This window comes from Mesorhizobium comanense, from assembly GCF_005503535.1.
Taxonomy (GTDB): Bacteria; Pseudomonadota; Alphaproteobacteria; order Rhizobiales; family Rhizobiaceae; genus Mesorhizobium; species Mesorhizobium comanense.
In genome coordinates this window covers 120,495-133,984 of record NZ_SCNN01000016.1, presented here as the reverse complement: position 1 = coordinate 133,984, position 13,490 = coordinate 120,495, and the positions used below count along the sequence as shown (strand labels likewise).

Below are 13,490 nucleotides of genomic sequence, written 5' to 3'. Positions count from 1 at the left end.
AGAGAATTGCCGGGGAGCCAGGCTTCCCGGTCCACCTTCATCGACAGTCTGACCTCGCACGCAAGGTTGCCACGGCGGCCTCAAGAGGTTAACGGGTGCGGCGAAAACCGCACCATCTGGACAGCAGGAACTGGACTATGGGCAAGGTAACAGGCTTTCTTGAAATCGACCGGCAGGTGCACAAGTACCAGCCAGCTTCCGACCGCATCCGGCATTTCCGTGAATTCACGCTGCCGATGTCGGACAAGGAGGTCGAGAAACAGGCCGCGCGCTGCATGGATTGCGGCATCCCGTTCTGTCATGGGCCGACGGGCTGCCCGATCCACAACCAGATCCCCGACTGGAACGACCTCGTCTATAACAGGGACTGGGACAACGCGATCCGCAACCTGCACTCGACCAACAATTTCCCGGAATTCACCGGCCGCATCTGCCCCGCGCCCTGCGAGGAAGCCTGCACGCTGAACCTCGAGGACATTCCAGTCGCCATCAAGACGGTGGAACAGGCGATCGCCGACAAGGCCTACGAGACCGGCCATATCAGGCCCTATCCGCCCGAGAAGAAGACCGGCAAGCGCGTCGCCGTCATCGGCTCCGGCCCGGCCGGCATGGCGGCGGCCCAGCAACTCGGCCGCGCCGGCCACGACGTCCATGTCTACGAGCGCGAGAGCCGCCCGGGCGGGCTGATGCGCTACGGCATTCCAGACTTCAAGATCGAGAAGCACTATATCGACCGGCGCATCGAGCAGATGCAGGGCGAGGGCGTGAGCTTCCATTGCGGCGTCAATGTCGGTGTCGACAAGCCGGTGGCGGAGCTGCTGGCCGAACATGACGCGGTGCTCTATTGCGGCGGCTCCGAGACGCCGCGCGCCGCCAACATCCCCGGCGACGATCTCGGCGGCGTTTATGACGCCATGCCCTATCTGGTGCAGCAGAACCGCCGCGTCGGCGGCGAGCCGATCCAGTCGGTGGCCTGGCCCTCGCATCCCATCATCGCCGGCGGCCAGCATGTCGTCGTCGTCGGTGGCGGCGACACCGCGTCCGACTGTGTCGGCACGGCTTTCCGCCAGGGCGCGGTGCGCGTGACCCAGCTCGACATCCGTCCGCAGCCTCCCGAAAAGGAAGACAAGCTCGCGGTCTGGCCCTACTGGGCGACCAAGATGCGCACCTCATCCTCGCAGGCCGAGGGTGCGGAGCGCGAGTTCCAAGTGGCGACGCTCGAATTCATCGGCGAGGACGGCCAGCTGACCGGCGTCAAGTGCTGCGAGGTCGACGAGAAGCGCAAGCCCATAGCCGGAACCGAATTCGTCATCCGCGCCGATCTCGCCTTCATCGCCATCGGCTTTGCCGGACCGGCGGCGGCGGGCGTGGCCAAGGAACTGGAAGGCGAGATGGAGATCGTCACCGACAGCCGCCGCTCGAAGAATGTCGCGGCCAATGACCGCGACTACAAGACCAGTGTCGACCGGCTCTATGCCGCGGGCGACGTGCGCCGCGGCCAGTCGCTGGTGGTCTGGGCGATCCGGGAAGGCCGCCAGGCGGCCCGCTCCATCGACGAGGCGCTGATGGGGTCGAGCGTCCTGCCGCGCTGACGCGGCAGGTTCACTCGCCAGGGCCTCAGACGTCGAGCCAGACCTTCTCCAGGAATACCTGGTCGAGCGGATGGGCTCGGCGGTTCTTCACCGCCTTGGCCGAGTGCGTGTAGATCTTGCGCCAGTAAGGCTGGATGATCACCGCGGAATCCTGCAGGATTTTTTCGATCGCCTGCATGACGTCGCGGCGCTTTTCGACATCGGCGATGGACAAGGCGTCGTTCAGCTTGGCATCGAATTCGGGGTTCGAGAAACCGGTCTCGTTCCAGGCCTCGCCCGAACGATAGGCCAAAGCCAGGATCTGGACCCCGAGCGGCCGCATGGTCCAGCCGGTGAGCGAGAAGGGATATTTCGTCCAGTCGTTCCAGAAGGTGCTTGTCGGCAGGACGGTGCGTTTGATCTTGATGCCGGCCTCGCGCAACTGGCCGGCGATGGCGTCGGCCGTGTCCTTGTGCCACTCGTCGTCGTCACTGATCAGGTCGTGTTCATAGTCCTGCTGGCCGGCCTCGGCCAGCAATGCTTTTGCCTTCTCGATGTCGCGCGCCACTTTCGGCAAGGCGAAATATTCCGGATGGATCGGCGCGACGTGATGGTTTTCCGCCGGGGTGCCGCGATCGCTGTAGGCCAAGGTCAGAACCGCGGCATTGTCGACGGCCAGTTGCAGGGCCCTGCGCACGCGTTGGTCGTCATAGGGCTTGTTCTTGACGTTGAAGCGCGCACAGGCCGTCGCCGCCGTCGGGGTCTCGCTGCGTTGCAGGCCCATGCTGTCCAGAAGGTCGACCTGGTTGCCGGTCGTTTCGAAATTGCCATGGATTTCGCCGGATTCGAAGGCGCTTGAGATGGCATTGGGATCGGTGCCATAGTCGATGAACTCGACGCCGTCGAGATAGGTTTCGCCGCCCCACCACGGGTGCTCTCCGCGCCTTTTATATACGGCCTTCACCGATGTCTCATGCGAGACCAGTTCGAAGGGACCGGTGCCGATAGGATGCTTCACCAGGTCGGAGCCGGTTGCCTCATAGCTGCGGTGCACCAGGAATGCCGGAAAGTCCGCGAAGTTGGCGATCAGCGCAATGTCCGACTTGGAAAGCTTCAGCTTGATCGTGTGATCGTCGACCTTGGTGATGGCGCCCTCGCGCGCCTTGCCTGTTGCCGGATCGACAAGGGCGGCCAGGCGACCGGCCATCGAATTGCCCGGCGCCTTCTTGTCGCACCAGCGGTTGAGGTTGAACAGCGCGTCGTCGGTTGTGAAGTCGTCGCCATTGCTCCACTTCACGCCCTTGCGCAGATGCAGGACGTATTCGGTGGCATCGGCATTGACGTCCCAGCTTTCGAGCAGCCGTGGCTCGAAGGTGAAATCGGGCGTGTATTCGACAAAGCATTCGAGGAACTGGCGTCCCAGATTGCCCATCTCGCCCCAGTCGAAGGTGCGGGGGTCCTTGAGCTCCTTGACCGGCATGGCGATCTTGATGACGCCGCCCTTCTTCGGTTCTTCCGCTTGCGCCGGCACGGGCGCGGCCAGGCCGATAAGGCCATAGGCGCCTGCAGCGCTCATGCCCATGATGCTGGCGATGGCGAGGAATTCGCGCCGGTCCATCCGGCTTTCCCGAACCATGGTCGCCATTTGTGCGACGGGTGCCGGGACCGGTTTCTCGGGATTGCTGCGGTTGTTCATCTGTCTTTCTCCCATGACCGGCCAGGCCGCCGGATCCTAAAAAGTCGCATCGCGCCAGACCGGCATCGACAGCCGCGGATCACTCACGTGAACGAGACATCGAGCCGGCCGTACTGGTTGAAATCGGCGATGAAGGCGTCTCCGCTTGCCACCGGCAAGGCTCTCGCGAAGGCGCCCGACATGACAATGTCGCCCTGCGCCAGATGTTCGCCCCGCTTGAGCAGCGCATTGGCGAGCCAGGCCACGCAAATGGCCGGATGGCCCATTCCGATGACCGACAAGCCGGTTTCTTCCACGATACCGTTGCGAGACAGTGTGGCGCCGACCCATCGGCTGTCGATGTCATCAGGCCGAAAACGCTGTTCAGCCAGGATGACGCCGGCGAAAGCCGAGTTGTCGGCGACCGTATCGGCCACGATGCGCGGCGGTGCCATCCTGTGGTCGACGAGTTCCAGCGCAGGTATGATGCAGTCCGTCGCGGCAAGGAGTTCGTCGGGATTTTCGACCGGCTGGTCGATGTCACGGCCCATGATGAAGGCAAGCTCGACCTCGACATGCGGTTTCACCAGACGCCTGGCTGAAAGGCTTGCGCCGCTCCGGTGAACCGCGTGCCGCAGGATCCGTCCGTGGATCGGCGCGTCGAGGTCGCAGGCGAGCTGTGTGGTCAGCCATGTCAGGCCGATCTTGTAGCCGGCAAGAGCGAGGCCTTGCTCTTGGCGCGTCCGCGTCAGCAGGTCCTGAACGCGATAGGCATCATCAAGGCTGAGCCCGGAGTGCTGGGCGCTAAGCGGCGGCATCGCCTTGCCATCGCGCTCGGCCTTCAGGATCGCCTCCGCCGCATTGCGGATGTCCAATTCCGTCAGCCCGCCCAATTCCGTCAGTCCGCTCGATATCCCGGCCATCGTCATCCTCACATCACATCCACGACGACTTTCCCGAGTGGCCTTCCGCTTTCAAGATGGCGAAAGGCGTTGGGCAGTTGATCCAGCCCGAACCGCGCGGGATCGATCAAGGGGCGTATCTTCCCGCTATCGGCCATGACGGCGATGTCGCGCATAATGCGCCCGTGATCCTCCCGGCCGACATTTTCAAGCAGGGGTATGAGCATGAAGACGACATGCAGCGACAGCGCCTTGGCATGCAGGGGCGACAGATCGTGCGTGCTGCGCGCGGCGGTCGCGGCGATGCGGCCGCCAATCGCCGCCGCCTGGAAGGAGCGGTCGAGGTTTGCCCCGCCCACCGTGTCGATCACGACATCGAAACCACGGCCGGCGGTCAGGCGCTGGACATAATCGGCGACGCTCTCCTGGCCGTACAGAACCGTGTGGTCGGCGCCAAGGTCTTGCGCGATCGCAGCCTTTTCGGATGAGGAGACCGTGGCGGTGACGCGCGCGCCCCGCGCCTTTGCCAGTTGCACGGCGACGTGTCCGACGCCGCCGCAGCCGGCATGCACCAGGACATGGTCGCCGGCGCCGACATCCGCTCTCGCCATGCAGTTCCAGGCGGTGATCGATACCAGCGGCATGGCGGCGGCTTCACGCATCGAAAGACGGCCAGGCTTGCGGGCGAGAAGGCGGGCATCGGCCGCGATATAGTCGGCGAAGCTGCCGCCCAGGCCCCGCACGCCGCCGGCGCAGCCATACACCTCGTCGCCGGGAGAGAAGTCCAAAACATCATCCGCGACGGCCTCGACCGTTCCGGACAGGTCGGCGCCGAGAACGGCCGGCAAGCGCGGGCCGATCGGCAAGCCGTTGCGGATGCGTGCGTCAACCGGGTTGAGGGCACTGGCGTGCACACGCACAAGCACCTCTCCGGGATCCGGGCGTGGCATAGCGATCTCGGCCAGTTCGAAATTCTCAGGGCCGCCGACAGCCTTCAGCACCATTGCACGCATTCAATATTCCCGACCCGTGTAGACCACGGGCGGACTCTGCCGCTTCAGCTGGCTCAACGGAAACGCATAAATCTTATGGTATCGATCGGGAACGTTTCTAGCTAAGACTCGGGGCCTTCGGCATCAGAGGAAGCCCGATGCGCTACCCCGACTTGGAAATCGATCTCCTGCGCGCCTTCACCACGGTGGCGGAGACAGGCAGCTTTACCGCTGCCGCCGATGTGGTCGGCAGGTCGCAATCCGCCGTCAGCCAGAAGATCATTCGCCTGGAGGAACTGCTGGGGTGCCCGTTGTTCAACCGCACGAGCCGTTCGCTGGTTCTTACCGGGGAAGGCGAACGATTGTTGTCCGCGGCGCGCCGCATGCTGGAGTTCAACGACATCGCGGTGCGCACGCTGGTCGAGCCGGCCGACGTCAAGCGCCTGCGCATCGGCATCTCGGAGGACTTTGTTCCGCATCATCTGCCGGCGCTGCTGGCGAAATTCGCGGCCCTCTGTCCGGCCGTGCGGCTCGAACTGATGACCGGCCTGAGCTGCCATCTGCTCTCCGCCTATGAGGACGACCGGCTCGACGTTGTCATCGCCAAGAAGGATGGCCGTGCCCAGCGCGGCCGGGTCATCTGGCGCGAACCGCTGGTGTGGATCGCTTCGGCCAGCCATCCGCAACAATCGTTCGAGCCTGTTCCGCTGGTGCTTCTGCCGACACCCTGCACCTATCGCGGCGTCGCGATCCGGGCCCTCGATTCGATCAGGCGAGACTGGGACGTGACATGCACGGTCAACAGCCTGAACGGTGTGCGCGCGGCCGTGGCGGGCGGTTTCGGCGTCACGGTGCTGGGCCGCTCCTTTGTCCAGGAGGGGCTGCGCATCATCCCTCCGTCGGAACTTTGGCCTGTGCTGCCGATGACCGAGATTGTTGTTATCGGGGAAGAAACGGTCGAGGCACGGATCGTGCAACCACTGCTGTCATTCCTGACCGAAACGTTGTCGCGCGGCGGTGCACAGGCGATGTCGGCTTAGAGGATTGTTTCGGGCGGCACGCTCGCTAGGGCGTTCACCGTTTCACGGAAACAGCGAAACACCCTATCTCCTTGTTCTCAGGCAATTCCGGACGGAAAACCGCAGACACTTTTCCTGGAATTGCTCTAAGGCGTGGCGACCGTCACCGTGCCCACGGCGGTGGCGGTGGCCGCCGGATTTGCCTTGGGCGGCCAGGAGAAATCGTCGGCGCGGCCGGGGGAAGCCTCGGGCGCCTTGCCTTCGATCATCAGTTTTTCGCCCGGAAGAGCCGGATCGGCTTTTGCCGGCGGCACCGCGCCAAGCAGTTCCGCGCCGCCGTCGAGTGCCGGATCGCTGAGCAGCATTGGGGCGGTGCGGTCGATGACGATGGGGGCCGCCGCGGGTGCCGGCGCTTCGACCGGCGCACCGGCGGGTACCGCGGCCGGCGCCACGCTGCCGGGCGCGGCGAGGCCAAGGATCTTGGCCAGCGGCTTTTCGGTGTAGAAGGCGAGTTTGCGCTTGCCGGCCTTGGAAACGTTGATGCCGTCATCGGCGCGCAGGCGCACCGGCTGGCCATTCATGTCCGGGCCGCTGGTGATGAAGGCGCCGTTCTCGTCGACGAATCCGTCCCAGACATCGACGAACTCACCGCCATGGCTTTCGGCGGCCTTGCGATAGATGTCGTTGAAGGCCAGCATGTCGGAGGTCATCTTCGGCACCCGGAAAGCCGGCATGCCTACCCACAGGAAAGGCACTTTCGCATTGGCGATGGCCTTGCCCAGTGAATCCGTGCGGCGCTCATACTCCTTCGTCCAGTTTTCGGAACGAGGCTGTTCGCGCACGTCGCCGACCTTCATCTGCTGGCGGTCGTTCGACCCCAGCATGACGACCACGGCGGCCGGCTTCTCGGTCTCGATCAGCGATTTGATCTGTTCGGGCCAATTGTAGAAATCATCGCGAACGAAGCCGGAGGAGCCGTTGGAACGGACGACGATCCTGACGGCCGGATTGTCGGCGAAGGCGGCGTCAAGGCCTTCGGCGAGCCCGGATGCCATGAAGTCGCCGACCACCAGGACCGTGCGGGCATCGGGAGCCTTTTCGGCTACCGGTGTCTGCGGCTCGACAGGTGCACGCGGAACCCGGGGTTTGCGCGGCTTTGGCTTCGCCTTCTGGATATCCTGCGGCGGCTCGACCCGTTCGCTGCGGCGCGGAAAAAGAAGGTCGCGCAAGGACCAGCCATGGCTTTGTTGTGGCTGCTCCTGCGCCATGGCCGGCGCGTGCAGGGCACTGGAAGCGCCGATCGCCAGCAGGACGATCGCCAGGATGAGGATCGGCGTGCGACGGACAAGGATCGCGATACGCGTAGCCGAAACCAACCACTCCCTCCCTACTCGATCCCCGATGGCTCTATTTTTGCCTGAGCCATTTGAGAACTTCCATGCTCGGATAGCCGTCCTGGGTCAAGCCGACCTTTGCCTGATAGGCCATGATGGCCGTTTTCGAGCCGTCGCCGATCTTGCCGTCGAACTTGCCGTCGTAAAGCCCATGCTGGGAAAGGCGCTTCTGCAATTCCTGCCTCTCCTCGAAGGAGAGCTTGGTGAACGGCCGCTTCCAATCCTGGACAAGGCCGCTGCCGCCGGCGATCTCGTCGGCGAGCAGGCCAACGGCCAGCGCATATTTGTCGGCGTTGTTGTAAGCCTTGATGACCGTGAAGTTCCGGATCATCAGGAAGGCCGGGCCGCCACGGCCATCCGGCACTTTCAGCGTCGCCTTGTCGCTGAGATTCCGGAACGGCTTGCCGTTGGCCCTGGCGACGCCGAGCGTCTCCCACTGCGCCAAGGTCTTGGCGCCGCCCGGGAGCTTGCCGGCCGGCAAGGTAACTTCATAGCCCCAGGTCTTGCCGGCCTGCCAGCCGTTCTTCTTCAGCAGGTTGGCGGCGGTCCCGAGCGCATCGGGAATGGAGTTCCAGATGTCGCGCTTGCCATTGCCGTCCATGTCCACGGCGTAATGCTGGTAGCTGGTGGGGATGAACTGGGTCTGGCCCATGGCGCCGGCCCAGGAGCCCATGAGATGGCTCTCATCGATGTCGCCGGTCTGCAGGATCTTCAAGGCCGCGACAAGCTGGGTACGGGCGTATTTGGACCGCTTCGGGTCGCCATAGCCCAGAGTGGCCAGCGAGCGGATGACGTTGCGCATGATGTCGTTGCGCTTGAGGATCTCGCCATAATTCGATTCCATCGACCATATGGCGAGCAGGATATAGCGATCGACGCCGAACCTGGCTTCGATCTTGTCCAGCCACGGCTTCCATTTCTTGGCCATCGCCTGGCCGTTGGCGACCGACTGGTCATGAACGCGGTTGTCGAAATAATCCCAGGCGGGCGCCGTGAATTCGGGCTGCGTGCGCGCCTTTTCCAGCACCACCGGGTCTGGCTCGTTGATGCCCTTAAAAGCTTGGTCATAGACCGCGCCCGAAACCCCACCAGCCACGGCCGTGGCGCGGAAACTGGCGACCCATTGCCGGAAACCGGCGTCGGCGAAGGCTGGCCCGGCCGGCATCAGCAGAGCGAGCGAGAGGCTGGCTGCCGTGATGACGCTGGTGAAACGCTTAGCGGCATTGCGAACGGACATATTTTCCTCCTTCTCTGTCTCTGGAAAGACCATTCATCACCGAAGCAGGTTAGGAATTAGTTTACCATAGGTGGCGCCTGGAACGAAAAGACGCCTCGATGCTTTACCGCTCACATTTCCTCTCCAGTCGCCAAGTAGTCCTCAATTCCGGCGTGAAAATGTCGCCAGACGGGGATTGCGGAGCCCGCCATCAAAAGGATAATTGACGCATGAAGAGAGTTCGCAAGGCAGTTTTTCCGGTCGCTGGTCTCGGGACGCGGTTTCTCCCCGCCACGAAGGCCATTCCCAAGGAAATGCTGACCGTCGTCGACCGGCCCGTCATCCAGTATGTGGTCGACGAGGCGCGCGAAGCGGGCATCGAGCATTTCATCTTCGTGACCGGCCGCAACAAGGCGGTCATCGAGGATCATTTCGACGTTCAGTTCGAGCTCTACGACACGCTTGCCCAACGCGGCAAGGACGACCAGCTCGCCCGCCTGCAGCGGCTGCAGCCGGCGCCGGGCCAGACCAGCTTCACCCGCCAGCAGGTGCCTATGGGACTTGGCCACGCCGTGTGGTGCGCGCGCGAACTGGTGGGCGACGAGCCGTTCGCGCTGCTGTTGCCGGACATGATCATGCAGTCGGAAAAGAGCTGCATGAAGGCGATGGTCGAACTCTATGAGGAGACCGGCAACAACATCATAGCGGTGCAGGAATGCGACCCGGCGGAGACCCACAAATACGGCATCGTCGGCCGCGGCGAGGATACGCATCACGGCTTCCGCATCACCGAGATGGTGGAGAAGCCGAAGACCGGCACCGCGCCGTCCAATCTCTACATCAACGGCCGCTATATCCTGCAGCCCGAGATATTCGGCATCCTCGAGGGCCAGGAGAAGGGCGCCGGCAACGAAATCCAGCTCACCGACGCGATGCTGAAGCTGGAGAAAAAGCAGTCCTTCTACGGCTATCACTATCAGGGCCGCACCTTCGACTGCGGATCGCCGGAAGGCTTCGTCGAGGCCAATGTCGCTTTCGCGCTGTGGCGCAACGACATGAACGAGAGCATGGCCGGTGTCATCCGCACGCTGCTTGACGAGATGAAGCCGTCCGAGCGGCGTGGCGCGGCCTTTTAGGCTCGCGCTTTCGTCATCATGGGTCTGCGACGCTTCGCCCGAGGGTGACGAAGCCTCAGCGCTGCACCTTAACGCCGAGATAGATGCTGTTGGCCGTATAGTCGCGGCCGGGCAGGTTGCTGGTCAGCTTCTCCGTGCGGACCCGGGTGGTGAGGCCGGCATAACGGTTCAGCCACCAGGTCAGCCCGGCTTCGGCGCTCAGGATCTGGTCATGGCCGTCGATGCCGACATAGTCCCGCCAGTCGAGGCCGAGAGCCGCGTTCGCGGTCAGGTTGGCGCGGATCACGCGCTCGCCCGTCAGGCGGCCGGAATAGAGGATATCGCCGCTCTCGCCCGCGGTCGTTGTGGTCTCGACGGTGGTCTTGCCGGTCAGGCCGATCGTGGTGCCGCGTTCCGGCGACCATTTGAGATCGGCGTTGACGGTGGCGCCTGAGATGGGCTCCAGGTTCTTGTCGTCGATCGCTTCGCGCAGCCATCCGGCCGAGAACTCGCCCGACAGTTTTTCACCCATGTCGAGCTGGACGCCGGCGCGCGCGCCGAGGCGCGTCGAGGAACGCTCGAAGCCTTCATTGTCGACGCGCTGATCATAGATCCGGCGACCCAGTTCGATCTCCGTGAACGGGGTGAGGGCCGGGGAGATCTCGTAGCCGGTGCGCAGGGTTGCCGTGTAGAGCGTGTTGTCCTGGTCCTTCTGCGACAGCGAGGTGCCGTCGGAGAGCTTGGCGTCGCCGTAGAAGTCGTGCGAGACAGCGCCGGTCAGCGTGTACTGCATCTTGCCGACGGCTTTTTCCAGGCCGAGGCTTCCGTCGATTGTCTGCCGCAGCGGCTGGGTGCTGACGCCGGCGATGGCGTCGGGAGAAGAGGCCGATTCCGGCACGGCTTCGTAGCCGAGCTTGGCGATGGCGCGCAGTTCGTTGTCGAGGTCGACATTGAGCTGGCCTTCGATGCGGCCCTGCGCGTTGTGGACCTGGTAGCCCGACAGGGTCTCTCGAAACAGGCCATAGCCGTCGATGCTGGCCGAGTTCTCGCGCCAGTCGGAAACGGCGGAGAAGCGCAGCGCGGTCTCCGAAAGCAGCGCCGATGTACCGGCACTGCTGGAATCACCGTTGGTGGTTGCGGTCAGGCCCTGCTCGATCGTCGGGCGGATGACGAAGGAACCCCATTTGACGCCGGGAGCGGCGAAGGGATCGTCCTCGGCCTTCTTCTTCTGGCCCTCGATGGCGGCGGTGCGTTCGGCGCCGGCGTCGAGCTTCTGCCTGTCCACGCTGTCGAGCGTGAGGGCGCGGCGATTGGCGTTGTCCTGGTCGCTGGCGGTATCGCCGGCGTCGTCAGCTGTCGCCGCGCTGCCGGTCGTGGTCGGGTCCGTCGCCTTGGCGGTGGTTTTTTTCTTCTTCGTCTTCGACGTGGCGGCGGTCTTGTCCTTATCCTGGCCGGCCGCCTTCTGTGCGGCAGCCGAGGGGCGCCGGCGAGGCTTGGGCGGCGTCGCATTGTCGGCGGAGCTGTCGTCGGTCGCGGCCGGCGGGTCGAAGACACTGCCGGTGGCGGTCGCGTCGTTCGGGTCCGTATTGTCGGGCACGGCGCCGGCGCTGGCCGGCAGATAGGTGCGGGGCGGTGAATTGTCCTGCGCGGCCGGCGGCTGCTGCCCCTGGCTCGCCATGGCGAGCTGCCTGACCTTGCGTTGCTGGTCCGACAGGATCGCCGATTCCGACACTTCGCCGCGCAGTTCGGTTTCCTGGGCATGGAGCGGCGCCGGACGCAGCAATGCCAACATGCTGGTCGCCAGCAGCAAGGCGCAGACCGCCTTGCCTTGCCGTGCTCTCGATTTTTCTGGCTTGGCCCCGGACATCGCCACCACTGCTTGCGCGGCGCCTGCGCGCCATACTTACCGAACCGTAAATGCGGATGGTTAACGGAGGGTTGAGGCGGCCGCCTTTCGGCGCTTTAAAGCACTGCTGCTTGCGGCATCGCAAGCCGTGCGGTGACGTTGCGTGGTCCAGGCTTGATTGCCATTTCCGTTGGACAGGCGGCCGGCAAAGCGCTAATCGCATCAGCCATGCATGCGAGACCTCTCGATAAGAAGCCTCTGGATGGTCAGGCGTCGATCGAATCGGCACTGAGAACGGTGGCAACCGAGCAGGCGGGGATAGCCGCCCTGGCCGAAGCGCTGGAGAATGGACTGGCCGCGCCCTTTGCCCGGGCGGTCGACATCATCTCCGGGATCGAAGGCCGGCTCATCGTCACTGGCGTCGGCAAAAGCGGGCATATCGGCTCCAAGATCGCGGCGACGCTGGCTTCGACCGGCACACCGGCCTTCTTCGTCCACCCCGTCGAGGCCAATCATGGCGATCTCGGCATGATCGCGAAAGACGACGCCATCATCGCCATCTCCTGGTCGGGCGAGAGCAAGGAGATGATGGGCATCGTCGCCTATTCCAGGCGCTTCTCCATTCCATTGATCGCGGTCACCTCCGGTGAGACTTCGGCGCTGGCGCGTGCCGCCGATGTCGTGCTGCTCCTGCCGCGCGCGCCGGAAGCCTGCCCTCACGGCCTGGCGCCGACGACGTCGACGCTGCTGCAACTGGTTGTCGGCGACGCGCTGGCGATCGCGCTGCTCGAGGCGCGCGGCTTCACGCCGGACCATTTCCGTACCTTCCATCCCGGCGGCCAGCTCGGCGCCAACCTGACCATGGTTTCCGAGATCATGCGGGTGGGCGACCAGATACCACTGGCCTTGCTCGGCACCAAAATGCCGGAAGCGGTGATGACGCTGTCGCAGAAAAAGGTCGGCTGCGTGCTGGTCGTCGATGCCAATGGCGAACTGGCCGGGATCATCACCGACGGCGATGTGGCGCGCAATCTGCACCGCAACCTGGCCGACGTCATTGTCGACGAGGTGATGACCCGCACGCCCAAGACCGTCGACCCGCAGACGCTCGCCGGCACGGCGATCGCATTGCTCAACGAGCACAATATCGGCGCTCTGGTGGTGACCAGGAACAACATGCCGCTCGGCGTGGTTCACTTCCACGACCTGCTGCGCATCGGCGCCGCCTAGGCTGCGGTATTCAGGTCGGGCCCGTCTCTCGACACCTTGCGCGCCGGGCCGTGTGAAAAACTCAGACCTGCTCCACCTTCAGTTCGAGATCCGTATCCGCGGCTCCGGTGACACGCACCTGTGTGCCGGCCGGCAGATCTGGACCCGAAACGCGCCATAGCGTGTCGCCAAGCTTGATGCGGCCGCGGCCATCCTTGATCGGTTCGGAGAGCGTCGCCATCCTGCCGACCATCTGGGCGCCTCGGCGGTTGAGCAGCGGCTGGTCGTCACTGGCGGTCCGCGCGATGGAGATCCGCCTGCCGACGAAGGCGGAAACCAGCGCCAGCACCAGGAATGACAGGACCTGGGCCTGCCAGGTCCAAACCGCAGCGTCCCAGATCAGAAGGGACACCGCGCCGATGATCAGCGCGGCGATGCCGATCCACAGCATGAAGACGCCGGGCGCGATGATTTCCATCACCAGCAGCACGAAGCCCAGAACCATCCAGTTCCATGGGCCGAGTTCCAAGACAATGCGGTCGATCATGATC

At 64.2% G+C, this 13,490-nt stretch carries 11 protein-coding genes; 4 read left to right on the top strand and 7 right to left on the bottom strand.

The genetic code is table 11. The features are described from left to right. Positions 1–137: 137 nt before the first annotated feature. The gene (locus FFS37_RS24590; RefSeq protein WP_137933562.1) at positions 138–1,592 is read left to right on the top strand and encodes a glutamate synthase subunit beta; all 1,455 of its coding nucleotides are present in this window, start codon (positions 138–140) and stop codon (positions 1,590–1,592) included. Positions 1,593–1,617: 25 nt separating this feature from the next. Here the strand turns inward: FFS37_RS24590 and FFS37_RS24585 are convergent, their stop codons facing one another. From FFS37_RS24585 to FFS37_RS24575, 3 genes are all read right to left on the bottom strand, one after another. Further along, a complete protein-coding gene (locus FFS37_RS24585) occupies positions 1,618–3,267 on the bottom strand; it encodes an ABC transporter substrate-binding protein (protein WP_137933561.1) in 1,650 nt (549 codons plus the stop codon). A gap of 83 nt (positions 3,268–3,350) precedes the next feature. Beyond that, positions 3,351–4,169 carry a 2-keto-4-pentenoate hydratase gene (locus tag FFS37_RS24580; RefSeq protein WP_232375755.1) on the bottom strand — a complete coding sequence of 273 codons (819 nt, stop codon included), beginning with the start codon at positions 4,167–4,169 and terminating at the stop codon, positions 3,351–3,353. Between the two features lie 8 nt (positions 4,170–4,177). Continuing rightward, positions 4,178–5,161 carry a zinc-dependent alcohol dehydrogenase family protein gene (locus FFS37_RS24575; protein WP_137933560.1) on the bottom strand — a complete coding sequence of 328 codons (984 nt, stop codon included), beginning with the start codon at positions 5,159–5,161 and terminating at the stop codon, positions 4,178–4,180. A 137-nt stretch (positions 5,162–5,298) separates the two neighbouring features. Here FFS37_RS24575 and FFS37_RS24570 point away from each other — a divergent pair, with 137 nt between their 5' ends. Beyond that, positions 5,299–6,180: a LysR substrate-binding domain-containing protein gene (locus tag FFS37_RS24570; protein ID WP_137933559.1), complete on the top strand. Its 882-nt coding sequence runs from the start codon at positions 5,299–5,301 to the stop codon at positions 6,178–6,180. Positions 6,181–6,305: 125 nt separating this feature from the next. Here FFS37_RS24570 and FFS37_RS24565 read toward each other — a convergent pair whose 3' ends face one another. Together FFS37_RS24565 and FFS37_RS24560 are read right to left on the bottom strand one after the other, a co-directional pair. Beyond that, entirely contained in the window at positions 6,306–7,535 is a 1,230-nt protein-coding gene (locus tag FFS37_RS24565) for an SGNH/GDSL hydrolase family protein (RefSeq protein WP_137933558.1), read from the bottom strand. A 31-nt stretch (positions 7,536–7,566) separates the two neighbouring features. Then, complete coding sequence (locus FFS37_RS24560) at positions 7,567–8,790, bottom strand: lytic murein transglycosylase (protein WP_137933557.1); 1,224 nt, start codon at positions 8,788–8,790, stop codon at positions 7,567–7,569. Positions 8,791–8,999: 209 nt separating this feature from the next. Here FFS37_RS24560 and galU point away from each other — a divergent pair, with 209 nt between their 5' ends. Then, complete coding sequence (galU, locus tag FFS37_RS24555) at positions 9,000–9,905, top strand: UTP--glucose-1-phosphate uridylyltransferase GalU (RefSeq protein WP_137933556.1); 906 nt, start codon at positions 9,000–9,002, stop codon at positions 9,903–9,905. Between the two features lie 55 nt (positions 9,906–9,960). Here the strand turns inward: galU and FFS37_RS24550 are convergent, their stop codons facing one another. Further along, on the bottom strand, positions 9,961–11,751 hold the full coding sequence (locus FFS37_RS24550; RefSeq protein ID WP_171026395.1) for an outer membrane beta-barrel protein: 1,791 nt from the start codon (positions 11,749–11,751) through the stop codon (positions 9,961–9,963). 207 nt (positions 11,752–11,958) lie between these two features. Here FFS37_RS24550 and FFS37_RS24545 point away from each other — a divergent pair, with 207 nt between their 5' ends. Then, on the top strand, positions 11,959–12,960 hold the full coding sequence (locus FFS37_RS24545) for a KpsF/GutQ family sugar-phosphate isomerase (protein ID WP_137933555.1): 1,002 nt from the start codon (positions 11,959–11,961) through the stop codon (positions 12,958–12,960). Between the two features lie 61 nt (positions 12,961–13,021). Here FFS37_RS24545 and FFS37_RS24540 read toward each other — a convergent pair whose 3' ends face one another. After that, a complete protein-coding gene (locus FFS37_RS24540; protein ID WP_137933554.1) occupies positions 13,022–13,486 on the bottom strand; it encodes an NfeD family protein in 465 nt (154 codons plus the stop codon). Positions 13,487–13,490: the final 4 nt, after the last annotated feature.

Coding starts and splice junctions, on each gene's coding strand:
- galU (WP_137933556.1), top strand. CDS start 9,000: ATGAAGAGAGTTCGCAAGGCAGTTTTTCCGGTCGCTGGTCTCGGGACG.
- FFS37_RS24580 (WP_232375755.1), bottom strand. CDS start 4,169: ATGGCCGGGATATCGAGCGGACTGACGGAATTGGGCGGGCTGACGGAA.
- FFS37_RS24575 (WP_137933560.1), bottom strand. CDS start 5,161: ATGCGTGCAATGGTGCTGAAGGCTGTCGGCGGCCCTGAGAATTTCGAA.
- FFS37_RS24590 (WP_137933562.1), top strand. CDS start 138: ATGGGCAAGGTAACAGGCTTTCTTGAAATCGACCGGCAGGTGCACAAG.
- FFS37_RS24560 (WP_137933557.1), bottom strand. CDS start 8,790: ATGTCCGTTCGCAATGCCGCTAAGCGTTTCACCAGCGTCATCACGGCA.
- FFS37_RS24550 (WP_171026395.1), bottom strand. CDS start 11,751: ATGTCCGGGGCCAAGCCAGAAAAATCGAGAGCACGGCAAGGCAAGGCG.
- FFS37_RS24570 (WP_137933559.1), top strand. CDS start 5,299: ATGCGCTACCCCGACTTGGAAATCGATCTCCTGCGCGCCTTCACCACG.
- FFS37_RS24545 (WP_137933555.1), top strand. CDS start 11,959: ATGCATGCGAGACCTCTCGATAAGAAGCCTCTGGATGGTCAGGCGTCG.
- FFS37_RS24585 (WP_137933561.1), bottom strand. CDS start 3,267: ATGAACAACCGCAGCAATCCCGAGAAACCGGTCCCGGCACCCGTCGCA.
- FFS37_RS24540 (WP_137933554.1), bottom strand. CDS start 13,486: ATGATCGACCGCATTGTCTTGGAACTCGGCCCATGGAACTGGATGGTT.